The 23850-nt window shown below is 72.3% G+C and carries 17 protein-coding genes and 1 pseudogene; 9 read left to right on the top strand and 9 right to left on the bottom strand.

What is annotated here, in order from left to right; genetic code table 11:
- Nucleotides 1-23 precede the first annotated feature (23 nt).
- The 4 genes from DSC45_RS18510 to ligD all read right to left on the bottom strand — a co-directional run bounded on the left by DSC45_RS18510 (nt 24) and on the right by ligD (nt 4922).
- The gene (locus DSC45_RS18510; RefSeq protein WP_119292377.1) at nt 24-1502 is read right to left on the bottom strand and encodes a peptidoglycan D,D-transpeptidase FtsI family protein; all 1479 of its coding nucleotides are present in this window, start codon (nt 1500-1502) and stop codon (nt 24-26) included.
- Between the two features lie 74 nt (nt 1503-1576).
- Nucleotides 1577-2950 carry an FtsW/RodA/SpoVE family cell cycle protein gene (locus tag DSC45_RS18505; RefSeq protein ID WP_119292304.1) on the bottom strand — a complete coding sequence of 458 codons (1374 nt, stop codon included), beginning with the start codon at nt 2948-2950 and terminating at the stop codon, nt 1577-1579.
- Between the two features lie 103 nt (nt 2951-3053).
- Nucleotides 3054-3965, bottom strand: a complete 912-nt coding sequence (locus tag DSC45_RS18500) for an ATP-dependent DNA ligase (RefSeq protein ID WP_240434711.1) — start codon at nt 3963-3965, stop codon at nt 3054-3056.
- Nucleotides 3966-4025: 60 nt separating this feature from the next.
- Nucleotides 4026-4922 (bottom strand): non-homologous end-joining DNA ligase, encoded by an 897-nt coding sequence (gene ligD, locus DSC45_RS18495; RefSeq protein ID WP_119292301.1) that lies wholly within the window; start codon nt 4920-4922, stop codon nt 4026-4028.
- Between the two features lie 113 nt (nt 4923-5035).
- Here ligD and DSC45_RS18490 point away from each other — a divergent pair, with 113 nt between their 5' ends.
- The gene (locus DSC45_RS18490; protein ID WP_119292299.1) at nt 5036-6241 is read left to right on the top strand and encodes a non-homologous end joining protein Ku; all 1206 of its coding nucleotides are present in this window, start codon (nt 5036-5038) and stop codon (nt 6239-6241) included.
- An 82-nt stretch (nt 6242-6323) separates the two neighbouring features.
- The gene (locus DSC45_RS18485) at nt 6324-6545 is read left to right on the top strand and encodes a hypothetical protein (RefSeq protein WP_119292297.1); all 222 of its coding nucleotides are present in this window, start codon (nt 6324-6326) and stop codon (nt 6543-6545) included.
- A 398-nt stretch (nt 6546-6943) separates the two neighbouring features.
- Here the strand turns inward: DSC45_RS18485 and DSC45_RS18480 are convergent, their stop codons facing one another.
- Genes DSC45_RS18480 through DSC45_RS18470 form a run of 3 tightly spaced genes read right to left on the bottom strand, consistent with a single transcriptional unit; the run spans nt 6944 to nt 11425 of the window.
- Nucleotides 6944-7879, bottom strand: coding sequence for a ribokinase (locus DSC45_RS18480; RefSeq protein WP_240434710.1), 936 nt, complete (start codon nt 7877-7879; stop codon nt 6944-6946).
- Nucleotides 7876-9837 (bottom strand): ABC transporter permease/substrate-binding protein, encoded by a 1962-nt coding sequence (locus tag DSC45_RS18475; protein ID WP_119292296.1) that lies wholly within the window; start codon nt 9835-9837, stop codon nt 7876-7878. Before DSC45_RS18475 ends, DSC45_RS18480 begins: the two co-directional genes overlap by 4 nt.
- A complete protein-coding gene (locus DSC45_RS18470; protein WP_119292373.1) occupies nt 9827-11425 on the bottom strand; it encodes a sugar ABC transporter ATP-binding protein in 1599 nt (532 codons plus the stop codon). The genes DSC45_RS18475 and DSC45_RS18470 overlap by 11 nt, the downstream gene beginning before the upstream one ends.
- A 501-nt stretch (nt 11426-11926) precedes the next feature.
- Here DSC45_RS18470 and DSC45_RS18465 point away from each other — a divergent pair.
- Complete coding sequence (locus tag DSC45_RS18465) at nt 11927-12154, top strand: hypothetical protein (RefSeq protein WP_119292371.1); 228 nt, start codon at nt 11927-11929, stop codon at nt 12152-12154.
- A 3-nt stretch (nt 12155-12157) separates the two neighbouring features.
- Nucleotides 12158-13342 (top strand): glutathionylspermidine synthase family protein, encoded by a 1185-nt coding sequence (locus tag DSC45_RS18460; RefSeq protein WP_119292294.1) that lies wholly within the window; start codon nt 12158-12160, stop codon nt 13340-13342.
- A 137-nt stretch (nt 13343-13479) separates the two neighbouring features.
- Here DSC45_RS18460 and DSC45_RS18455 read toward each other — a convergent pair.
- Nucleotides 13480-14187 (bottom strand): annotated as a pseudogene (locus tag DSC45_RS18455) (class I SAM-dependent methyltransferase); the annotation flags it as partial.
- Nucleotides 14188-14803: 616 nt separating this feature from the next.
- Here DSC45_RS18455 and DSC45_RS36925 point away from each other — a divergent pair.
- From DSC45_RS36925 to DSC45_RS18440, 3 genes are all read left to right on the top strand, one after another.
- Nucleotides 14804-16513, top strand: coding sequence for a nuclease-related domain-containing protein (locus DSC45_RS36925; protein WP_119292290.1), 1710 nt, complete (start codon nt 14804-14806; stop codon nt 16511-16513).
- 190 nt (nt 16514-16703) lie between these two features.
- The gene (locus tag DSC45_RS18445; protein ID WP_119292288.1) at nt 16704-17612 is read left to right on the top strand and encodes an SAM-dependent methyltransferase; all 909 of its coding nucleotides are present in this window, start codon (nt 16704-16706) and stop codon (nt 17610-17612) included.
- 124 nt (nt 17613-17736) lie between these two features.
- The gene (locus DSC45_RS18440) at nt 17737-18531 is read left to right on the top strand and encodes an IclR family transcriptional regulator (protein ID WP_119292286.1); all 795 of its coding nucleotides are present in this window, start codon (nt 17737-17739) and stop codon (nt 18529-18531) included.
- Nucleotides 18532-18559: 28 nt separating this feature from the next.
- On the opposite strand, the gene DSC45_RS18435 is transcribed toward DSC45_RS18440, so the two are convergent.
- Nucleotides 18560-20851 carry an FAD-dependent oxidoreductase gene (locus DSC45_RS18435; RefSeq protein ID WP_119292285.1) on the bottom strand — a complete coding sequence of 764 codons (2292 nt, stop codon included), beginning with the start codon at nt 20849-20851 and terminating at the stop codon, nt 18560-18562.
- A 202-nt stretch (nt 20852-21053) separates the two neighbouring features.
- On the opposite strand from DSC45_RS18435, the gene DSC45_RS18430 reads away from it, so the two are divergent.
- Nucleotides 21054-22487, top strand: a complete 1434-nt coding sequence (locus tag DSC45_RS18430; RefSeq protein ID WP_240434709.1) for an MFS transporter — start codon at nt 21054-21056, stop codon at nt 22485-22487.
- Between the two features lie 38 nt (nt 22488-22525).
- Nucleotides 22526-23842 carry a BNR-4 repeat-containing protein gene (locus DSC45_RS18425; protein ID WP_276145465.1) on the top strand — a complete coding sequence of 439 codons (1317 nt, stop codon included), beginning with the start codon at nt 22526-22528 and terminating at the stop codon, nt 23840-23842.
- The last annotated feature ends 8 nt before the right edge of the window (nt 23843-23850 follow it).

Genomic DNA, 23850 nt, shown 5'->3' with positions numbered 1-23850 from the left:
GGTTCGGCACGGCCTGAGGCGGATCAGGGCGCGCCCTCACCGGGTGCTTCGCGCAGCGCTGCCTGCATCACCGCGCGGGCGACCGGGGCCGCGCTGCCGCCGCCGCTGATGTCGTCACGGTCGAGGGCCGCCTCCTCGACGACCACCGCGAGGGCGACGGCCGGCTGCGAGGCGTCCTTCGCCTGGGCCCAGGAGATGAACCAGGCATACGGCACACCGGCGTTGCCCAGTCCGTGCTGGGCGGTGCCGGTCTTGCCGCCGACCGTGGCGCCCGGGATCGCCGCCTGGCCGCCCGTTCCCTTCTCGACCGCCTCCACCATCAACTCCCGCAGCACGCCGGCGGTCCGCGGATTGAACGTCTGCCGCAACGACATGCCGCTCTCCACGGTGAGCGGATCGCCGTCCTCGTCGGTCGTACGGTCCACCAGATGCGGCGTCTTCAGGTCACCGCTGTTCGCGACGGCCGAGGCCACCATCGCCATCTGCAGCGGGGTCGCACGGGTGTCGTACTGGCCGATCGACGACAGGGCGAGCTGCGCGTCGTCCATCGAGGTGTCGAAGGTGCTGCGGGATACCGCGGCGGGGATCCGCAGCCCGGAGTCGTTGAAGCCGAACCGCTTCGCCGTGTCGGCCACCGCCTTCTGGCCCACCTCGACACCGAGCCGGGCGAACACCGTGTTGCAGGACCAGACGAACGCGTAGCGCAGCGAGGCGTCCTCGCAGCCGTCCACCGGGTTGGACAGCTTGGTCGTGGTGCCGGGCAGGGTGTACGGATCGGGCGACTTGGTGCGGGCGTCCACGTCGCCGATCGTGCCCTTGTCGAGAGCGGCCGCCGCGGTGACCACCTTGAAGGCGGAGCCGGGCGGATACGTCTGCCGGATGGCCCGGTTGAGCATCGGCTTGCCCGGTGCGGTGGTCAGGTGCTTCCAGTTCTGCTTCACCTCGGGGCCGTTCCCGGAGAGCAGGGCCGGGTCGTAGGACGGGGTGGAGACGAGGGCCAGGATGCGACCGGTGGACGGCTCGATCGCGGCGACCGCACCGCGCTTGGCGCCGAGCGAGGCGAAGGCGGCCTGCTGGACCGCGGGGGAGATGGTGGTGTGCACGGCGCCGCCCGGCTCGCGGGAGCGGGTGAAGTCGTTCCACAGGGGCAGCGGCTGGAGCATCGGATCGGTCCCGGCGAGCAGCCCGTCCCCGGTCCGCTCGAGCAGACTCGTGCCGTACGACTGGGAGGCGTAGCCGGTGACCGGGGCGTACAACGGGCCGTTGCGGTACGTGCGTTCGTAGCGCAGTTGCTCGCCGGTGTCCTTCGAGCCGGTCACCGGCCGGCCGCCGGCCAGGATGTCGCCCCGGGGCTGGTCGTAGCGGGCGATGACACCGCGCCGGTTGGCCGGGTCCTCGTCGTAGCCGCGGGACTCGAAGACCTGGATCCGGGTCGCGTTGAGCAGCACGAGCAGGACCAGGAGGAGGCAGAGCGCGGCGGCCTGCCGGATGTGCCGGGTCATGTCGCCGCCGCCGCGCGGGATGCTGCCGGCCTCGAGCGTCTTCGTGTCGCCGGTGTCGCCGCTGTCGCCGCTGGTCATGCCGCTTCCTCCAGGTCGGTGCCGGGCCCGCGGTCGCGCGCGGAGTCGCTGAGGCGGATCAGGAGCGCCACGATCAGCCAGTTGCTCACCACCGACGAGCCGCCCTGCGCGAGGAACGGCATCGGCATACCGGTCAGCGGGATGAGCCCCGTCACCCCGCCCGCGATCACGAACACCTGCAAGGCCACGATCGCGGCGAGCCCCACGGCGAGCAGCCGTCCGAACGGGTCGCGCAGGCCGAGCGCCACCCGGTAGCCGCGCGCCACGAGCAGTGCGTAGAGCAGGAAGATCGCGCTCAGGCCGGTCAGGCCCAGCTCCTCACCGGCCGTGGCGAGGACGAAGTCCGACTTCGCGGCGAAGCCGATGAGCGTCGAGTGGCCGAGCCCGAGGCCCGTGCCGAGCAGCCCGCCGGAGGCGAACGCGTAGAGGGACTGGGTGAGTTGGTTCGGCCCGAGGCCCGCCTCGACGGAGGCCAGGGGGTGCAGCCAGTCGGAGACCCGGCCGGCCACATGCGGCTCGAACGAGCCGACCACCCACGCCCCGGCCGCGGCGAGCAGCAGCCCCGCGGCGATCCACCCGGCCCGCCCGGTCGCGACGTACAGCAGGATCACGAAGAGCCCGAAGAACAGCATCGAGGTGCCGAGATCCCGCTCGAGGGCCAGGCAGCCGACGCTGAGCAGCCAGATCGTGACGACCGGCCCCAGCACCCGCGCGGTCGGCAGCCGCAGCCGCCACAGCCGGCGTCCCGCGTACGTGAGCGCGCTCCGGTTCGCCGCGAGATAGGCGGCGAAGAACACGGCGAGCAGCACCTTCGAGAACTCGGCTGGCTGCAGCGAGAGTCCGCCGATCCGCACCCAGATCCGCGCACCGTTCACCGCGGGGAAGGCGACCGGCGCGGCGAGCAGCAGCAGGGCCGCGACGACCGAGACGTAGGCGTACCGCTGCAGGGTCCGGTGGTCGCGCAGGAAGAAGACCGTCACGATGAACAGGCCCACCCCCGCCGTGGACCACACCAGTTGGGCGAGCGCCGCCTCCTGCCCCGGTGTCTCCAGGTCGAGGCGGTGGATGAGGACCAGGCCGAGCCCGTTGAGCAGCACCGCGATGGGCAGCAGCAGGGGATCGGCGCAGGGGGCCCGCAGCCGTACGGCCAGATGGGCGACGAGGGCCAGGGCGCCGAGCCCGCCGCCGTAACCGAGGGCGTCGGGCGGAACGGCGCCGTCCCGGGCCAGCCCCAGATAGACGTAGCCGAGGAGGCAGATGAGCACCGCGAGGACGAGCAGGGCGAGTTCGGTGCCGCGGCGATGAGGGACGCGGACCGCCGGGACGGGGGTCTCGGGGCGGTCCGCGACATCCACCATCGTTCCGGTCATACCGGGCAAAGTAGCAAGGCTGTCCCGCCCTGCCTCCCAACCACCACGTCGGGCGCGGGCCCGGTGTGCACGGGCCGTCCGGCGTGCGGGCGGTGACGGTGCCTCAGTCGGGCTCGCGGAACCGCACCACCGACACCGTCGCGTGTCGTGTCGCCAGCCGCCGCACCTCCACGAAGACACCCGACGGCACGGTCAGGTACGGGACGTCGCCGAGCCCCACCGCCGTGATCACGCCCCGGCCGTCAGGCGGCGGCAGCACCCGCTGGGCGCGCGCCCGCACCGGCGGAGTGAGCGGACTCGAGAGCACCGGTGCGTCGTCACCGGGCAGGACGAGTACCAGCGCGCGGGCCCGCACGGCTGTGCCGGTGAACCCGACGACCGCCGCCTCCCGGGTGTCGCTGTGCCGCACCTTCTGCCACGCCCAGGCCGCCGCCGTCGAGTACGGCGAGTCCAGAGCCTTCGCCACCACGCCCTCCACACCGACCGTCCGCATGTCCCGGTACCAGGTCAGGGCCGTCTCGTACGCGGTGGTGGCGAGGACCCGCTGGGCGCCGGGAACGCCCGGCGGCAGCAGCTCGTCGAGCCGGTCCCAGCGCTCGCGCAGCGGCAGTGAGCGCAGGTCGCGGCCGGGGGTGGCGAGTGCGTCGAAGGCGATGAAGTACACCGGCACCCCGTCGCGGTCCCGCGCCGCCGGGGAACGCAGCAGTTCTTGGAAGGCGAGCCGTCCGTCCCGGTAGGCGCACAGTTCCCCGTCGAGTACCGCACCCGGCGTGAGCTGCTCGGTGAGCGCCGCCGTGACCTCGGGGAACTCCGGAGCCAGATCGCGCCCCGAGCGCGACTGCAGCACCACCCGCGACTCCAGACGGAAGGCGACCGCACGGAACCCGTCCAGCTTGATCGAGTACTGCGCCCCGCCGGGCAGCCCCCCGGGCCCCGGCACGCTCGGCACCGCGCGCGGCCGCATCACCGGGACGGGCGGCCTCAGGACCACGGCGGGCGACGGTTTCACGGGCATGTACCAAGGGTCCTCCCGGACGCCGCTCCCCGCAGTTCCGCGCGGGGCCGCCCCCGGGTCTCACGGCAGCCGGCCCGCCCGGTTCGGGTTGAGCAGCGGGGCGAGCAGATCGCCGTGCCGGGCGAGCCGGGCCCCCATGTCGCCCGCCAGGAAGGACAGCTCGGACGGCGCCGTGCAGGACTCCACCTCGTCCCAGGTCACCGGCGCCGAGACGGTCGGCTCCGGACGGGCCCGCAGGGTGTACGGGGTGGCGGTGGTCTTGGCGGCGGCGTTCTGGCTGTGGTCGACGAAGACCTTGCCGGGGCGCAGGCTGCGGGTCATCCGGTGCAGGGCGAGACCGGCGAGCTCGCGCTCCGCCTCCACGGCGAGCTCCTTCGCGTACGCCGACACCTTCTCGGACGGGGTCGGCTCGAGCGGGACCAGCAGGTGCAGGCCCTTGGACCCGGAGGTCTTCGCGTACGCCCGCAGTGCGTCGGCGGCCAGGCGCTCGCGCAGCCAGAGCGCGACCCGGCAGCACTCCACGACGGTGGCCGGAGGCCCCGGATCGAGGTCGAGCACCAGCCGGTCGGCGACGCCCGGACGGTCGGTCTGCCACTGCGGCGTGTGGTACTCCGTCACCAGATTGGCCGACCACATCAGGCTCGCCATGTCCTGCACGAGCACCTGGCGCAGCGGGCCCCCCGTCCTGGATCCGTGCCGCCGCGGAACCTCGGCGGTACGGACCCAGGACGGGGTGCCCGGAGGCACGTTCTTGGCGAAGAACCGCTGGCCGTCGGGCCCGTCGGGGAAGCGCAGGAACGAGACGGGCCGGTTGTACAGGTGGCTGAGCAGCGAGCCGGCGGCGACCGCGTAGTAGTGCAGCACCTCGCCCTTGGTGAAGCCGCTCGCGGGATAGAGCACCTTGTCCAGGTTCGAGAGCGCGATCCGTCGCCCCTCCACCTCTGTGATGGGCGTCATACGATGAGAATCCCACGCAAAGAAGAAATTCCACCACGATTCCACCGCAAACGAGACAGGGCGCGATCCGGCCCCGGGGCACCGGAGCGGCAGCCTCCGCAAAGGGGTAACACGTGCGATCGATATGGAACGGCGCGATCTCGTTCGGTCTGGTCAGCATCCCGATCAAGCTGGTCAACGCCACCGAGAACCACTCGATCTCCTTCCGCCAGATCCACACCGCCGACGGCGGCCGCATCCGGTACCGCAAGGTCTGCGAGCTGGAGGAGAAGGAGGTCCCGTCCGCCGAGATCGGCAAGGGCTACGAGGACGCGGACGGCTCGATCCTCCCGATCACCGACGAGGACCTGGCGGCGCTGCCCATCCCGACGGCCAGGACGATCGACATCGTCTCCTTCGTCCCGGAGAACAGCATCGACCCGCTCCAGATGAGCACCGCCTACTACCTGGCGGCGAACGGCGTGCCGGCCGCCAAGCCGTACACCTTGCTGCGGGAGGCCCTCAAGCGGAGCAAGAAGGTGGCCATCGCCAAGTTCGCGCTGCGCGGGCGCGAGCGGCTCGGCATGCTCCGCGTCGTCGACGACACCATCGCCATGCACGGGCTGCTCTGGCCCGACGAGATCCGCGCGCCCGAGTCCGCCGCGCCCGACGAGCACGTCAGCGTCCGCGACGCCGAACTCGATCTCGCCGACGCGCTGATGGACACCCTCGGCGAGGTCGACATCTCGACCCTGCACGACGACTACCGCGAGGCGGTCGAGGACATGCTGGCCGCCAAGACCGACGGCGTCGAACCGGCCCCCGCCGCCGAGAGGCGGGACTCCGGCGGCAAGGTGATCGACCTCATGGCGGCCCTGGAGAGCAGCGTGCGCGCCGCGCAGGAGGCCCGCGGCGAAGGCGGCGACGCGGAGGCGTCCGGTGATGCCGCCGACTCCGGTGAGACCGCCGAGGTGACACAGCTCGCGGGGCGCAAGAAGACGGCCGCCCGCAAGTCCGCGCCGGCCGCCCCCAAACAGGTCGGTGGCAAGAAGTCGACGTCCGGTGCGCCCCGGAAGACGGCGGCGAAGAAGACCGCGAAGTCCACGTCGTCGGCCTCCGGCAGCGGCTCCAAGGCGTCCACGTCGAAGTCGGCCAAGGCGTCCACGTCGTCGGCCGCGGCCTCCGGGGCCAAGGCCTCCACCGCCAGGTCCTCCGGCGCCAAGTCCACCTCGTCCAAGTCGGCGGCCGGCAGGTCGCAGGGGGCCAAGGCCGCGAAGTCCACCTCGACCGCCAAGAAGACGGCCAAGAAGGCGGCGCCGCGCAAGCGGGCATCGGCCTGAACACCGGGGTGACCGGCGCAGGCGCGTCCACTTCACGGCGGACGGCTCCCGCGCAGCGCAACCGTGGCGCATACTGACGGCAATGACAAAGCGATCCGCGCCCCGGCGCCATCTGGCCACCAGTCCCTTCAAAGCCCCCGCGCTTCCTGTGGTGAAGGAGTTCGCGCTGGGGGACCGCGTCTCGCACGACCGTCACGGCCTGGGCAGGATCATCGGGGTCGAGGAGGGCGTGGCCATGCTGGTCGACTTCGGCGCTCGCCAGGCCCGGATCCCTACGCCGTATACGGGGATGGACAAGCTCTGACCTCGGGCCGGTCGGGGGGCGTGTTCCAGCCTTGGCGCTGTGTCCTCGGGCCGGACGGGGTGCGCTGACGGTCGGCCCGGGCCCGCGCGGTGTCCTTGGGGCGGACCGGAGTGTTCTGCCAGCCCGGCGCTGGGCGCCTTGTCCCCAAGCGCCGGACTGGCTTTTTCTTTGTCCTCAAGCGCCGGACGGGCCCAAGGCAGCGCCGGGCGGGCTCGTCGAGTGAGCGCTGAGCGGGCCGGACGGAGGCGCGTCGGGCGGGCTTGTCGAGGGAGCGCCGGGGTGGGCTTGGCGGGTGGGCGTCGGGCGGGCCGGACGGAGGCGCGTCGGGCGGTCGGCCTGCCGAGGGAGCACCGGGCGGGCTTGTAGGTGGGTGTGGTGGAGTTGCGTGGCGCGGCTGGTCATGGGGCAGTGATCTCCGCCGCTGTCGGGTAGGACGCCTGGGCGCCCCTGCGGACGACTGTGGCTGCGGCGACCCGGGTCGCGTAGGCCGCCGCTTGTGGGAGGGCGTCGGCCCGGGCGAGGCGACAGGCGAGCGCCGCGGTGAAGGCGTCGCCCGCGCCGGTGGTGTCGACCGCGTCGACCTGGGGGCTCGGCACGTGGACCGGCGCCACCGAGCCTTCGGCGACCAGCGCACCCCGCTCGCCCAGCGTGACGACGACCGAGCGCGGGCCGAGCGCGAGCAGCGCCGGTGCCCACTCCTCCGGCTTGCCGCCCGCCCCGTCCCCGAGGACGTACCGGGCCTCGTGCTCGTTGACGACCAGGGGGTCGCAGGCCGCGAGCACCTCCGGCGGCAGGGGAGCGGGCGGCGACGGATTCAGCACGAGGCGGGTGCCCGCGGGCAGTGCGCGGACCACCTCGCCGACCGTCTCCAGCGGAATCTCCAGCTGTACGGACACCACCCGGGCCGACGCGAGGAGCCGGCCCGCCGCACGGACATCCGCAGGGGTGAGGCGGGCGTTCGCTCCCGGGGCCACCACGATGCTGTTGTCGCCCGACGGGTCCACCGTGATCAGCGCGACCCCGGTGGGTGCCCCGCCGACCAGCACACCCGAGGTGTCCACCCCGGCAGCCCGCTGCGAGTCGAGCAGCAACCGCCCGTACGCGTCGTCGCCCACCCGCGCGAGCAGTGCCGTCCGCGCCCCGAGCCGGCCTGCCGCACAGGACTGGTTCGCGCCCTTGCCGCCCGGGAGGACCACCAGGTCGCTGCCGAGCACCGTCTCGCCGGCGCCGGGCCGTCGCTCGACCTCCACCACCAGATCGGCGTTGGCCGAGCCCACCACCACCAAGTCGTACGCACGCGAGTCGTCGGCCCCGGACAGGTCCGTCGCCGTCACGAGAAATCGCCCGCGTTCTCCCGGGTGGCCACCTTCACCGGCACCTTGATCATGTTCTTCACGTCCTTGTCGTCGGCGGCCCGGACGGCGTTGCGTACCGCGATCCGGCCGAGCTGCTCGGGCAGTTGTGCCACCGAGGCATACAGCGTGCCCGCCTTCACGGCCTTGATCCCGTCCGGCGTGCCGTCGAATCCGACCACGGCCACGGACTTGCCGGCCCGGTCGCCCAGCGCCTTCGCCGCGCCGAGCGCCATCTCGTCGTTCTCCGCGAACACACCGTCGACGTCCGGATGGGACTGCATCAGGTTCGTCATCACGTCCAGGCCCTTGGTCCGGTCGAACTCGGCGGGCTGCTTGCTGACCACCTCGATGCCCGGATACGCCTTGATCCCCTCGGCGAAGCCCTTGCCCCGCTCGCGGCTCGCCGACGTACCGGCCACGCCCTGCAGCGTCACGATCTCGCCCTTGCCGTCGAGGTGTTCGGCCAGAGCCTTGGCGGCGAGCCTGCCGCCCTCGACGTTGTCCGAGGCGACGAGCGAGTCCGTGGTGGTGCCGGTCACCGCCCGGTCGGCGGCGATCACCGGGACCTCCGCCTTCTTCGCGGCCCGTACGCCGGGGGCCACCGCATCGGAGTCGACCGGGTTCACGACGATCGCGTCCATGCCTTCACCGCTGAAATTCTGCAACTGGTCGGCCTGAACCGAGGCGTCGTCCTGGGCGTCCGTGACCGTCAGATCGACGCCCAGCGACTTGGCCTCCGCCTCGGCGCCCGCCCTCATCTCGACGAAGAACGCATTGCCCAACGTGGACAGCGACATGCCCACCTTCGTCGTACCGCCGCCCGACGAACCCGAGTTGAACAGCGTCATCGCGCCGAGCACCGCCGCCACACACACCGCGACCAAGCCCAGACGCAGCGCCCCGCGCCGCCCGGAGCCGGGCGCTCCGGCACCTGCCGCACCGGTCCCACCGTCGGCCCGGCGCCGCAGCGTGTCGAACAGGACCGCCAGTGCGATCACCGCCCCGATCACCACCTGCTGCCAGAACGAGGACACCGACAGCAGATTGAGACCGTTGCGCAGGACGGCCAGGATCAGCGCACCCACCAGCGTCCCGGAGGCTTTGCCGACCCCGCCCGCCAGGCTCGCCCCGCCGATCACCACGGCGGCGATCGCGTCGAGTTCGTACCCCTGGGCCGCCTGCGGCTGCGCCGAGGCGAGACGGGAGGCGAGCACGATGCCGGCGACCGCGGCGAACAGGCCCGACAGTGCGTAGATCACCAGCTTCTGCCGCCGCACCCGCAGCCCGGACAGGCGTGCCGCCTCCTCGTTGCCGCCGATCGCGTACATCGACCGCCCCAGGTACGTGCGTCCGAGCACCAGGGCCGTCACCAGACCCGCGACCGCCATCACCAGGACCGGGACCGGCAGCCACCCGCCGATGGTGTCCCCGAGCCGCGCCACCGAGTCCGGGAACGCGATCGGAGTGCCGTCGGAGATCACCAGGGACAGACCGCGTCCCACGGACAGCATGGCGAGCGTCGCGATGAACGGCGGGAGCTTCCCGTACGAGATGAGCGCGCCGCTCACGAAACCGCAGGCCAGGCCGGTGGCGAGGGCGAGCAGGACGGCGATCCACACCGGGACGCCCTCGGTGGTCGCCGTCCAGGCGAGCACGGTCGCCGACAGCGCGGCCACCGAACCGACCGAGAGATCGATGCCGGCCGACACGATGACGAAGGTGACACCGAAGGCCAGGATCGCGGTGACGGCCGCCTGCACACCGACGTTGAGGAGATTCTGGGTGGTCAGGAAGTCGTCCGAGAGCAGGGACAGGGCGAGGAGCAGGACGACCAGGGCGCTGAGCGCGCCGTTGTCGAGAAGGAGGCGCCGGAAGTCGAAGGCGCTGCCCGCCCCGGCCGCCTTCTTCTGCGGGTGGGTGCTGCTGTCAGTGGTCACGGGGCTCTTCCTCCTCCTCGTGGCGGGCGGTGGGCGGTGGCGCGGCCTCGTCGGGTTCCGTGGGCGGTGAAGCGGCCTCCCCGGGCGGGGCGGCCGGTGGCGTGTCGGTCGGGGCCGGGCGCGCGGCGACGGCGAGGGACATCACCGCGTCCTGGGTTGCCTCCTCGGCAGGCAGTTCGCCCGCGACTCGGCCCTCGGCCATCACCAGCACCCGGTCGCTCATGCCGAGCACCTCGGGCAGATCGCTGGAGATCATCAGGACCGCGCGGCCCGCCTCCGTCAACTCGTTGATCAGGCCGTAGATCTCGACCTTGGCGCCCACGTCGATGCCCCGCGTCGGCTCGTCGAGAATCAGCACCTGCGCCTCGGCGAGCAGCCACTTGCCGATCGCGACCTTCTGCTGATTGCCGCCCGACAGCGTCCGCACCGGCTGGCCGAGCCCCGCCATCCGTACGCCCAGCTGCCGCGCCACCCCCTCGGCCGCCGTCCGCTGCCTGCGAACGTCCACGAAACCGGCCCGCGTCGCGGAACGCAGCGTGACCAGCGAGAGGTTGTCCTGCACGGAGGCGTCCGGCACCAGACCCTGACCCTTGCGGTCCTCCGGTACGAGGCCGAGGCCCGCACCGAGCGCCGCCGGCACGTCACGCGGCGGCAGCGGGCTGCCGTGCACCTCCACCGTCCCGGCGTCGTAGGCGTCCGCGCCGAACACGGCCCGTGCGACCTCCGTGCGCCCCGCGCCCACCAGGCCCGCCAGGCCCACGACTTCACCCGCCCGCACCTCGAAACTCACATCGTGGAACACCCCGTCACGGGTCAGTCCCGCCACCTTCAGGAGGGCAGGCCCGGCCGGACCGCGCCGTCGCGGGTACTGCTGCTCGATACTCCGTCCGACCATCAGCCGCACCAGCTCGTCCTCGGACGCGGAGGCAGGCAACCGGCCCACGCTGCGGCCGTCCCGCAGCACCGTCACCCTGTCCCCGACCTCGGCGATCTCCTCGAGATGGTGGGTGATCAGGGCCACCGCCACGCCCTCGTCGCGCAGTTGCCGCACGATGGCGAAGAGCCGGGTGACCTCCTGCGAGGTGAGTACGGCCGTCGGCTCGTCCATCACGAGGATCCGTGCGTCGAGGCTGAGTGCCTTCGCGATCTCCACCATCTGCCGCTGTGCCACGCCCAGTTGACGGACCTTCAGGTGCGGATCGAGAGCGAGGCCGACCCGGGCGAGGAGCGCCTCCGCATCAGCCGCCATACGTCCCCGGTCGATCATCCCGAAACGTCGCGGCTGCCGCCCGAGGAACATGTTCTCCCCGACACTCAACTCCGGTACCAGCGTGAACTCCTGATGCACCGTCGCGATCCCCAGCCGCTCCGCGTCCGCCGTCCCCCGGATCCGCACCTCGCGCCCGTCCATCGTGATGCGTCCGGCGTCGGCGCGATGGGCGCCCGAGAGCACCTTGATCAGGGTGCTCTTGCCCGCACCGTTCTCGCCGAGCAGCGCATGGACCTCGCCGCGCCGCAACTCGAAGTCGACGCCGTCCAGGGCGAGTACACCGGGAAACGCCTTACGGATTCCCTCGGTGCGGAGCAGCGGCGGGTCACCGTCCTCGAGCGACGGGGGCGGGTGCGGGCGTCGCTGCCGGTCCGGATCGTCGTCGGTCACGGGGCCTCCTTCGCGTGAGTCTCGGGGGCGCCCGCGGGCGCGGGGCCGTGAGGACCGGGAGGTGTCTACCCGGTGGACCGCCCGGCATCCCCTTCCCGTCGGCCCCGTCGGCCCCGTCGGCGCGGCCGGATACGCGCCGACATCAATCGGTCAAGTCGGCCTGAAACATGACCTGTTCGCAGCCCGTGGAACCTTCTGCAGGGCTCTCGGCGTGAGTACGTACGCTGAACACGATGCGAACTGCGCGGCCGGAGGACGGACGCGCCACGGGGGAGTGGCTGGATCATGACTACGGCGACACGGGCCGGTACGGAACCGGGCGAGCCGACGGACGCGCGCCCAACGGCAGCGGCGGAGAAGAGGCGGCCCGCTCGGCGCAAGGGCGCCGCCCCGCGGCGGCTGCGCTCCAGCACCGTGATCCTCGGCGGTATGGGTGTGCTCGCCGCGGCGCTCACCGCCTGCGGCTCCGAGCCCGACAAGCGCTGCGTGGACCCGCTGACCAAGAAGAAGCTGCCGAGCTACGAGTGCGAGAGCGGCGGCAGCGGCTCGTACTACTACGGCGGCAAGTCCAAGGGCGGCCGCGTCGACGGCGGCAGCTTCGACAAGGCGTCCGTGGACCGCGGCGGCTTCGGCTGCTCGTCCTCCAGCGGCGGCTGACCCGTGCAGCGCCGCACCATCGAGCCCCGCGACGACTGGCAGCGCATCGTCGAGGACCAGGGCTGCGTCTACCCGCTGACCCGGTACCCGGACGACTCCCTGCGCCCCTACTGGGACGAGAGCGCGCACTATGTCTTCTCGCTGCCCGAGATCGAGGCCCTGGAGGAGGTGGTCGAGGAACTGCACGCCATGTGCCTGACCGCCGCCGCGCACATCGTCGAGCACGACCGCTTCGCCGAACTCGGCATCACCGACCCGCGCCTGGCGTCTCTGATCGCCGAAGCCTGGCGCCGCCGCCCCGAACTCCCCTCCGTCTACGGACGGTTCGACCTCCGCTATGACGGTTCGGGTCCGGCCAAGATGCTGGAGTACAACGCGGACACCCCCACCTCACTGGTGGAAGCCGCGAGCCCGCAGTGGTTCTGGATGGAGGACCGCTTCCCGGGCGCCGACCAGTGGAACTCGCTGCACGAACGCCTCGTCGACGCCTGGAAGAAGCAGGCCGCGCTGCTGCCACCGGGCAGTCCGCTGTACTTCGCGCACTCCACCGGCGACGAGATCGGTGAGGACCTGATGACGGTCGCGTACCTGCGCGAGACCGCCCAGCAGGCGGGCATCGACACCGAGGCCATCGCCGTGGAGGACATCGGCTGGGACCGCATCTCGGGCCGTTTCGTCGACGAGAGGCTCCGCTTCATCCGCAGCTGCTTCAAGCTGTACCCGTGGGAATGGCTGGTCACCGACCCCTTCGCCCCGCAGGTCCTGGACACCCTGGACAACGGCGGCGGCACCGGCACCACCCTGTGGATCGAACCCGCCTGGAAGATGCTCCTGTCCAACAAGGCACTCCTGGCGATCCTCTGGGAACTCGACCCGGGCCATCCGAACCTGCTGCCCGCCTACCTGGACGGACCGCGCGAACTCGCCGCGCACGGCGGGTACGTGGCGAAGCCGCTGCTCGGCCGCGAGGGCGCCGGTGTCACCGTGCACGAGCCCGGTGCCGCACCCGTGCTACGTGAAGACCCTTGCTGTTACCAGAAGTTGGCACCGCTGCCGGACTTCGACGGCAACCGTGTGGTGCTCGGCGCGTGGGTCGTCGAGGACGCGGCGGCGGGGCTCGGCATTCGGGAGTCGTCGGGGCTGATCACGGACGAGTACGCGCGGTTCCTGCCGCATGTGATCCTTTAGTGGGTCCCTATCGGCCGGGGGGCTGCTCTCGAACGGCCGGGGGGGCTTGCGTTCGGTCCGGGCTCGCGTTCGCTCGGGGTCTCGTTCGGTCGGGGTCTCGCGATCGGTCGGTGGCCCTCGAGCGGTGCCGGCCGGGAGCGGAAGAGTGCCGCGTGCAGGAACGGGACGCCGAAGTACGGGGAATCGGCCGGCTCCGCCCGCATCGGCCGCAGCTCGACCTCCGTCAGAGCGTCGAAGATGCCGCGCAGCTCGTCGGCGCTGTAGGCGAGACCGCCGTGCAGCCGGCGCGAGCCGTCGTAGAACTCCGCGTCCGGCAGCTCCGAACCCATGCCGCCGGCCGCGAAGCAGCTCAGACCGAAATGCCCGCCGGGCGCCAGGAGCCGGCCGAGGAACGCGAGGTAGCTGATCCGGCGGTGCGGGGGCAGATGGTGGAAGCATCCGGAGTCGAAGACCAGGTCGTACGGGCCGGTGATCCGGTCCGTGGTGAAGGCGTCGGCGCACACGAAGCGGATGCCGGCGCCCGCCTGCCGCGCACGCTCCTCGGCCCAGCCGATCGCCGCCGGTGAGAGGTCCACGGCGTCGACCTGGTAGCCGCGGGCCGCGAGCAGCAGCGCGTTGCGGCCCGGGCCGCAGCCGAGATCGAGGGCGCGTCCGTGCGGCGGTACGAGGCCCCGGTCGAGGTAAGAGGCGAGGTTCTCGTCGGGCTTCTCCGTGAAGAACGGGACCTCCCGGTCGCGGTCGGCGTAGAACTCGTCCCACCACCCCGCCGCGCCTTCGGTCCACCGGTCGGCCTCGGGCGGGAAGAGGCCGTCGAGGAGGGCCAACACGTCTTCCGCGGTGCGGATGTTGCGGGCGGAGGGAGCTGAGGCGGCGGAGGGAGCGGTGTGGGGGGTCGGGGCGGGCGCGCGGCCGGCGGGGGGTGTCGGTTCGAGGGGTGCGTCCGCGGGCGGCAGCGGCATGCGGGCTCCTTGCGGTGGGTCTCCCAGGGGGCTCAGGTACGTGTCCCGGTGCGTCGAACAGTACGGCGGAGGGCATCGAAAGTGCAGGTGGGAGCGTATCTGCGGACCGTACCCCGAGCCTCGGTGGCGCTGTGTGCCGTGCCCGTACGGGAGGGGCGCAGGGGCAGGGGCCCGGGCCGGGGAACGGGCGCGGACGAGGCCCCCGGGGCGGGTGACGGGGGCGATGTGCGGTGCGCGCGGAGAGGTTTTTCCGGCGGTAGGGGGCGGACGGTGGGCGGACGGACGGCGGGCGTGCGCCCCGTGCCCTGCGCGTGGCGACCCGTGCGAGCCGTGCCGTCGCCGGGCGCCCTTGTGAGCGCCGTCGCGGGACTGTTGCGATGGCGGCCCGGGCCCCCGTACGTGCGTTCGCTCCGAGCGTCCGAGCGTCCGAGCGGCGCGGTGACGCGGCACGCACCGGGACCGCGGGACGGAACGGCATCGGCAACGCAATGTGGGAGGAACGATGAGCGAGCTCCGGGTCACTCAGTGGCAGCGCTTCGGCCATGACCGCTGGTACGTGGGTCTGCCGGACGGCACCGCGGTCGGCTGGCTGGACCGCCCCACGGGCCGCATCACGATCACCGACGCCAGATACGGTCACGCGGCGCTGAACGCCCTCGAGCAGACTCTGGCCGACTACCAGTTACCCGCCACGCGCCCGCCGGACGAAGCACGCTCCGGGTCCCGGCCCGACGCCGCCCCGGCGGAAGCCCCCGCCGCGACGACGGGTTCGCCGGTGACGGCGGCCCTGGCCGCGTCGGGACGGGGAGCGGGATCGGGCGCGGGATCGGGATCGGCGGTTCGCGGAGCCGCGGTCGCCGTCGGACGGTCCGGGGGCGAGAGGTCCGGTGGCGGGGACCCCACGCGGACCGCGGGGCGGCTGGCTCCCGACTCCCGCTGGTGGACCACCGCCACGCAGCGACGTGGCCCGCTGGCGCGCGACGCCGAGCCGGACACGCCGTCCGGGAGGTCGGACGACGGGGTGAACCCCTTCACCACTGCGGGGTCTCCGCTCACCAAGTCCGATCTCTTGCAAGGGACTTCGGACTTCTTGGCGGCCCCGCCCCCGGCTCCGCCGCCGTCCCCGGCCCCGCCTCCCATGCCGTACCTGCCCCCTTCGGTGCCGGACGCGCCCGCCACAGCGACGGCACCCGGGTCCACGACCCCAGGGGCCATTCCGGCCACCTCCGCGGAGACGGCGGCACCCGCGGCACCCCGCACGCCCCGCAACGCCGCCGGCGTCTCCCCGGCGCCGGTGTCCCGGGAGGTCGGTCGTACGGAGTCCGGTCGTACGGAGTCCGGTCGTACCGAGGCGAGTCACGCGGAGTCGACCGGACGAACCACGCCGGGTATCCCCACCTCGCCGACGACCCTCACCGAACCGCCCGCCCCCGCTCGGCGCGCACCCGTCGAGCAGCCGGCCGCACCGCCCGCCGCCCCGGAACCGGACAGCGGCCGCGCCGGCGCACCGAAGGCCCGTCCGGGCACCCCCAGCACCCCGACCATCCACCCCGACGCCGGTACCGGCCCCGCAACCCAACCCGCCACCGTCCCGCCCGAGTTCGACCTCGCCACCGCCCGGCCCGGCGGACGAATCCGGGCGTTGCTCGACCAGGTCCGGCAGGAGCGGTCGGAACGGCTCGGGTCACGGCTGCAGCGGCGTTCCGAACAGGAGAAGTCCTGGCGGGTCGACCTCGCGGGCGAGAAGCGCGTCGGCTCCGAGCTGCACCGGCTGAAGCGCCACGGCTGGTACGTCCTGCACTCCATCCCGCTGTCCGGCACCGAGGACATCGACCATCTCCTCGTCGGCCCCGGCGGCGTCTTCGCCATCGCCACCCGCCACCATCCCGGCCAGGCGGTACGCGTCGACGACGACACGGTCCGCATCGGCAGCGGCACCGCGCAGGCGCACCACCTCGCGGACGACACCGACGCCGCACGGGTCCGCGAAGTCATCGCGCGGCACTGTGAGTTCACCTTCCAGGTGCAGCGCGTCGTGGTCTACGTCGGGGTCACCGAGCTGACCGTGGAGGCCACCAGGCTGCCCGCCCGCCTCTACCAGGAGCGGCAGGTCTCCGCGCTCGGCCCGCTGACCGGCGCCCTCACCCCCGCCCAGGTGGCACACGTCCACCGAGTGGCCCGCGACCGCCGCACCTGGACGGCGGCCTCCTGATCCCCGCTCACGGGCGAGGTACGCACCGCGAGGCTCGCCCGTGAGCGGCCCAACTGCCATGCTCCCGGCGGGTGGTGGTCGACTCCGGACGTACCGGCGAACCGGACGTCCCGCATCCGTGGCTGCCCGATTCCCGGCAGGGGATAGGTTGTCGCACAGGCAACCGGCGAGTGTTGGAGGGGAGACCATCATGTCCGGCGAGGTGCGCACCCAGGGTCCCGGCGAGCAGCGTAAGCGTGCGGGTTTCGACAACGGCAAGGCACACCCGGCCCGGGTCTACGACGTCTTCCTCGGCGGCAAGGACAACTACCCCGTCGACCGTTCGGCTGCGGCCGCCGCACTTGCCGCCAACCCGCGCGGCTATCTCGACGTCCGCCACAACCGTGACTTCCTGCGGCGCGCGGTGCAGCGTCTCACCGGCCGGGACGGCATCCGCCAGTACCTGGACATCGGCACCGGACTGCCCACCCAGGAGAACGTCCACGAGATCGCCCAGCGCCTCGCCCCCGAGTCCAGGGTGGTCTACGTCGACAACGACCCGGTCGTCCTCGCCCACGCCCGCGCGCTGCTGACCAGCGGCCCCGAAGGCGTCACGGACTACATCGACGCCGACTTCAAGAACCCGGACACGATCCTCGAAACCGCCGCCGGCACCCTGGACTTCGAGCAGCCGATCGCCCTCGTCCTGGTCGCGATCCTGCATTTCGTGGAGGACGCCGAAGCACACTCGGTGGTGCGCCGACTCGTCGAAACCCTGCCGTCCGGCAGCCGGCTCGTCCTCAGCCACCTCACCGAGGACCTCAATCCGGAGAACGTCCGCGCCGTCCAACGCACCTACACCGAACGCGGATTCACCTTCGTGCTGCGCTCCCGCGCCGAGGTCGAGGAGTTCCTCACCGCCAACGGCCTCGAGATCGACGACCCCGGCGTGGTGCCGGTGCACCACTGGCACCCCGACCACGCCGCCCCGGTGGCCGAGCGGCCCGACGGCGCCCAGTTCGCCGACCTGGACACCATCGGCCAGGTCAAGTACGCGGACATCAACGACGTGACGGACGCCGACATCAACGTGTACGCGGTCACGGGCCGCAAGCCCTGACCCGACGGTCGCGCCCACGGGCGTCCGCGCACCGGCATTCCCGGCCGTCGACCGCGTCCACCCCGCCCCCTATATGATCGTGCAGATCGTGCAAGCCGTATGCAGATCTGAACGAGGAGTGGGCATGGCCGCCGACGTCGGGACCAATCAGAGCGTGGAGCGCTCCGTGGCCGTACTGCGCGCACTCGGCGCGGGCCGCCCCGAGCTACGGGTGTCCGACGTCGCCGAGCTCACCGGCCTCGGCTCCTCCACCGCCTCCCGCCTGCTCTCCACCCTCGAACGCCTGGACATGGTGGAACGCGATCCGGTGAGCAACCTCTACCGCCTGAGCCTGGGCACCCTGCCCCTCGCCGCCACCGCCGTCAACCGCCACCCCGTGCACCGCGCGGCCCGCATGGTCCTCCAGGAACTGGCCGCCCGCACCGGCCTCGGCGCGAACGTCGCCGTACGCCGCGGCGCCGAGCTGATGTTCCTGTGCAACTTCGAGGGCGCCCGCGCACCCAAGTCGTACACCCAGTCCGGCGACACCGCCCCGCTGCACGCCACCGGCATCGGCAAGTGCCTGCTCTCCGGCCTCACGCCCGAGGAGCGCCGCGAGCTGCTCGGCGAGACCCTCGAGGCGCACACCGAGTTCACCACCGTCCGGCACGACCTCCTCGACAAGGCGATCGACGCCGTCCGCCGCGCCGGTTACGCGACCGAGGCCGAGGAGCGAGCACTCGGCCGCGCCTCCCTCGCCGCCCCCGTGCGGGACGGCTCCGGCGACATCGTGGCCGCCGTCTCGCTGTGGGGCCCGGCATCCGTACTCGGCGACGCGGGAACCAGCGACCCGCACGCCCAGGCCGAGCACCACGCCGCCCTGGCCCGCTCCGTGGTCGAGGCGGCCGACGCGGTCAGCCAGGCACTGGGCGCGCTCTAGCCCCGACGCCCGCGTACGGGAAGGCCGTTCACGCCCCGTACGCCTTGAACGCGGTCACATGCGCGTGCCGTGAGCCGTGTGTCGCGTCGACCCGGAGCCGCAACGCCCGCGTGCGCACCGGGCCCGACCCGTCCAGGCGGTGCACCCGGTGCCGGCGCCGGTTGTCCCGGACGGTCAGCAGCGTGTGCCAGGAACCGTCGGCGTCCAGCGCCTCGACACGGTAGTCCCGCACGAGTTCCGGCATCACCTCGAACGGGGTGCGGTGGCGGTGCAGATTGTTCAGGTATTCGTCCACGTCGTCGTCGAACACCAGCCGCACCTCGGCGAGTCGGTGCTCCTCGTGCCAGTCGAGCCGCAGCCACTCGTCAGCCCGCTCGGGGTCCGCGACCCGCGCCGACGACCACATCCGCGGCCCGCCGAAGGGCCGCTGGAACCCGCCGACGGCCTGCTCCGGCGCGAAGGCCCGGGTGGCGGGGGAGGCGCGGAAGGCGAAGCAGTTCCGGCGCAGCCCCCTGGCCTGCCACTCCAGGACCAACTGGCCGTCCTCCTCCGGGATGTCGTGGTCGACTGCGGCATCGCCCGCCGCCCTGCTGCGCAGCGCGAGCACCCCGTCCGTCCGCTCGGGGACGAGGGTCAGGGCCGCGCCCGGGCACGAACGCACCACCACGATCACGTTCTCCGGCCGTGCCGGACGGTGGTCGAAGTGCGCGGTGACCCAGTGCGGTCCCGCCGCCGGCACCCGCAGCACGGTGGTTGCCAGTTGCTCGGCCGGGACGGCGTTCTCCGCACGGCCCGTGCTCCACAGCTCGACCGCCACCTCCCGCCGCCCACCCTCGGGAGCACCGTGGACGAGCAGGTCGACCGAGTCGAGCCCAGGGTCCACCGGCAGCAGCAGCGCCAGATCTCGGTCGAGCGCGTACGGCTCACCCTCGGCGGCGCCGGACGGTTCGGCGGCGAGGCGATCCTGGTGCGAGGAGGCGGTGGAGCGGGCGGTGAGCGCGAGGTTCGCCGGGTCGTCGTCCGGCAGGCCGATCACCGAGGCGTCCTGCCTCACCAGTGTCCGGCGCACCAATTCCGGTTGCTTCACGGCGAGTTGGCGTGGTGTGAGACTCTCCTGCACGCACAGTGCCGCAGCGGTGCCGGCGGCCTCGCCGAGGGTGGCGCAGGTGGCCATCACGCGGGTGGCGCCGAAGGCGATATGGGTGGCGGAGATGTTGCGGCCGGCGAACAGCAGGTTCGTCACGTTCACCGAGTACAGGCAGCGCAGCGGGATGTGGAAGACGCCGTCCGCGTGCCGCTGCCGGGCGCCCGGCTCGTCGGCGTACATGCCCTGCACCGGGTGCAGATCGACCGACCAGCCGCCGAACGCGACCCGGTCGTCGAAGCGTCGCTGCTCCAGGATGTCCTGCTGGGTGAGTACGTGGTCGCCGAGGAAGCGCCGGTACTCGCGCTTGCCGGGGATGCTGCCGACCCACTCCAGGGTCAGGTTGCCCGCGTCGAACTCGCCCGAGTTCTTGATGTGGTCCCAGATGCCCATGATCGCGGCGTGGAGCTCGTCGCGAATGCGCTCGTTGTCCTCGACGGTGTCGAGTTCACCGCCCCACTCGATCCACCAGTAGTCGCAGCCGTTGTCCCCGGTGCGCAGAACTCGGTTGCGCAGGATGGGGGTCGAGGTCAGGTCGCGGGCGTACGAGGGGGGTACGAACTTGACGGGGCGGCCGGCGTCCTTGGTGTAGAAGAGGATCGTCGAGCCGAGCAGCGCTTCGTCGGCCTCCTCGGGTGCCCAGGGCTCGTCGTGCTCGGCACGTGACTCGCGGCCGATCCGGTGCAGGGCGCCGGCCAGGTGTCCCAGCAGTCCGTCCCCCGTGCAGTCCAGGAACTGCTGTGCACGGAAGGTGATCCGCCGCTCGGAACCCATCATCCAGCCCGTGCAGGAGTGCAACTCGCGTGCATCATCCGGGCCGGAAGCCTCCGCCTCGCGCACGTCAGTGTTCAGATACAGGTCGATCAGCGGTTCGGCGAGCACCGCGTCCAGGACGACCTGATCCCAGTAGTACGGGTTGCCCTCGGGGTTGCGGTACTGGTTCTCGGTGTAGAGCTCGCCCATGATCCCGGTCTCCCGGGCCCAGCGGTGCACGCCGTGTGCGGTGGCACCGCAGACCCAGACCCGGACCTCGCTGCTGGAGTTCCCGCCCAGGACAGGGCGGTTGTGGACCAGGGCGACCCGGCGCCCGAGGCGGGCCGCCGCGATCGCCGCGCACGCCCCCGCCAGCCCGCCGCCGATCACGGCGATGTCGTGTGAAGCCTCTTCTTCCCGCACGTGCGGACTCCTTCGGGTGACGCGAACTGTCGCGGACGGTTGCGCGGACAAGTGCCGGCGCCCCGGGCGCCCCGAGGCCACGTCGAACGTACATCACATGCATATCGTGCAACCACTGTTCAGTCTGTGGGATCTGTTGTAGGTTCCCGGCCCAGTGGGACCCCGCACCGAGGACCCCGTGCACAGCCGCACAGGAGGAGCAGTGGACGACACGACCCGGGGGACGGGCGGCCCCCGCGACGCGGAAGAAGAGAGCCGGAACGTGGCGCTCGCGAAGACCCCCCGAGACCCGCAGGACCCGCCGAACGGCACCCCGCCGAACGGCACCCCGCCGAACGGCACCGCACCCGGCGGCACCGGCGAGATCGAACCGGCCGGCCTGCGCAAGGTCCTGGTCGCCGCCGGACTCGGCCACTTCGTCGAATGGTTCGACTTCGGCATCTACGGCACACTCGCCGTGATCCTCGCCCACAACTTCTTCCCCTCGGACAACCCGGAGGCCGAACTCCTCTCCACCTTCGCGGTGTTCGGCGCCGGATTCGTGATGCGACCGCTCGGCGGACTGTTCTTCGGATCACTCGGCGACCGCATCGGCCGGCAGCGCACCCTGGCCATCGTCGTACTCGCCACCTCCGCCGCGACCCTCGCCATGGGTCTGCTGCCCACCCACTCCTCGGTCGGCGTCCTCGCACCGGTCCTGCTCGTCCTGTGCCGCCTGGTGCAGGGCTTCGCGGCCGGCGGCGAGAGCGCAGGCGCCACCACCCTGCTCGCCGAGTACGCGCCGCCGCGCCGCCGCGGATTCATCACCTCGTGGATCGACGCCTCCGGATTCGCCGCCTTCGTGGCCGGCTCCGGCATCGTGCTGCTGCTCTCCGCCGCGCTGCCCGGTGACGCCATGGACGACTGGGGCTGGCGCCTCCCCTTCCTGCTCGCCGCGCCGCTCGGCATAGCCGGCGTCTACCTGCGCACCCGGCTCGAGGACAGCCCGGAGTTCCGCAGGCTCAAGAGCGAGGGCGGCGAGTCCCGTTCACCGCTCAGGGAGAGCTTCGCCATCGCCCGTACGGCCATGCTCCTGTGCACCGGCTTCATGCTGGTCAAGGCGGTCGGGCACTGGGCACTGCAGACGTTCATGCCGGGCTACCTGCAGACCACCCTGGACTTCGGTCGGGTGCCGGCCTTCGCCATCACCACCGCCGGACTGTTCGTGGTGGCCGTCGCCGTGCCGTTCATGGGCATGCTGTCCGACCGCTGGGGCCGCAAGCCGCTCCTGATCGCCGGGTGCGCGGGCTTCGTCGTGCTGTCCTGGCCGGCCTTCTGGCTGCTGAGTCTGGGCGACGCCGTCCTCGCCGCGCTCGCCATGATCGTGCTCGGCATGTGCATCGCCGCCTTCGACGGCGCGATCTCCGCCGCGCTCGCCGAACTCTTCCCGACCCGGGTGCGCTACGGCGCCATGGCGGTCTCGTACAACGTGGCCACCGCGCTCTTCGGCGGCATGACCCCGTACTTCGCGACCTGGCTGATCGGTGCCAGCGGGTACGACCTGTCGCCCGCGTTCTACCTGATGGCGATCGCGCTGGTCTCCGGCCTGGTCATTCTCCGCGCCCGCGAGACAGCACCGGCGCGCCTGCCCTCGTGACCCCGAGCGGTACGCCCCCCCATGACAAAGGAGTCGACATGCGCCGCCCTCTGCACGCCCGCCCCGGTGTCGCCATCGCCATGGCCCTGCTCGCCGGATCAGCACTCGCCCCGACTGCCTCCGCGAGCCACGCCGCACGATCCGCCGGCCCCGAGCCCGCCGACACGACCGTCGAGCAGGTTCCGTACGCCATGGACTCCTCGAACCAGGCCGCCTGGTGGACACCCGCCGCCACCTACAAGGGCCGCGGCCAGTACACCTACTTCGCCTTCAACGAGCCCGGCTCCACCGAGTCGACCCACCGCCCCGCCGTCGCCCGCCGCGACCCGGACGGCGCCTGGAGCAGGCTGCCATTGCTCGAAAAGAACGGAAAACAGGCCGAGTTCACCGACGACCTCGGCCACAACCAGCCCTCGATCGCGCGCGACGGCAGCGGAAGACTGCACGTCTTCACCTCGATGCACACCGACACCTGGCGCTACTACCGCTCCGACTCCGCCGGCGGCAAGCTGACCGACCACGCAACCGAACTGCCCGACCAGGGCGAACGCATCACCTACCCGGTCCTCACCACCGCCCCGAACGGCGACCTCTACCTCGCCGCCCGCGTCGGCGACGGCAACGACCAGCGCCCCGGCAAGCTCTACCACTGGGACGACGGCGCCGCCGAATGGAGCCTCGCCGGCACCTTCGCCTCCGCCGCGAACCGCGCCGTCTACCCGGACGACCTGCAGGTCGACCCCTCCGGCCGGGTCCACATCCTGTACCAGTGGTCCAAGGCTCCGTCCTCCGCGTACCGCCACGCCCTGTCGTATCTGCGCTACGACCCGGCCACCGGGACCTTCGCCGACAGCACCGGCACCCCCGTCACCACGCCGACCACCCCCGCCGGCGCGGACGTCATCCAGGGCCTGACCGCCGGAGAGGAGTGGAGCAGCGACAACGACGGCTACCGAGGGCCGGCCGTACAGAGCGCCAAACTCGCCCTCGACGGCGCCGTCCCCAAGGTCGCCTACCGCTACCGTTCGGCCGACAGCGAGGGCGACTTCCGCGTGTACTACGCCGCCCCGCGCGACGGCGACTGGTCCCGCCGGACCGTGCACGCGGGCGGCCAGACCCGCGCCGCCCTCGGTATCACCTCGGACGGCACCGTGGGCGAACGCGTCTACTACGTCACCGAGTCGGGCTCCGACCGCGTCTTCGCCGCCACCGAGTCCGCCGGCACGTGGACGGCACGGTCGGCCACCCCGGGCCTGACCCCCGACCGCCTGGCCGTACGCCGCGACTCCGACGGCAACGACGTCCTCTATCTTCCCGACACCGAGCACAACAGGCTGTACTACGCCCGGCGTTGACGGTCCGC

The organism is Streptomyces sp. YIM 130001, from assembly GCF_003574445.1.
In the GTDB taxonomy this organism is placed as follows: domain Bacteria; phylum Actinomycetota; class Actinomycetes; order Streptomycetales; family Streptomycetaceae; genus Streptomyces.
This window is presented reverse-complemented; position numbering and strand designations above follow the sequence as displayed.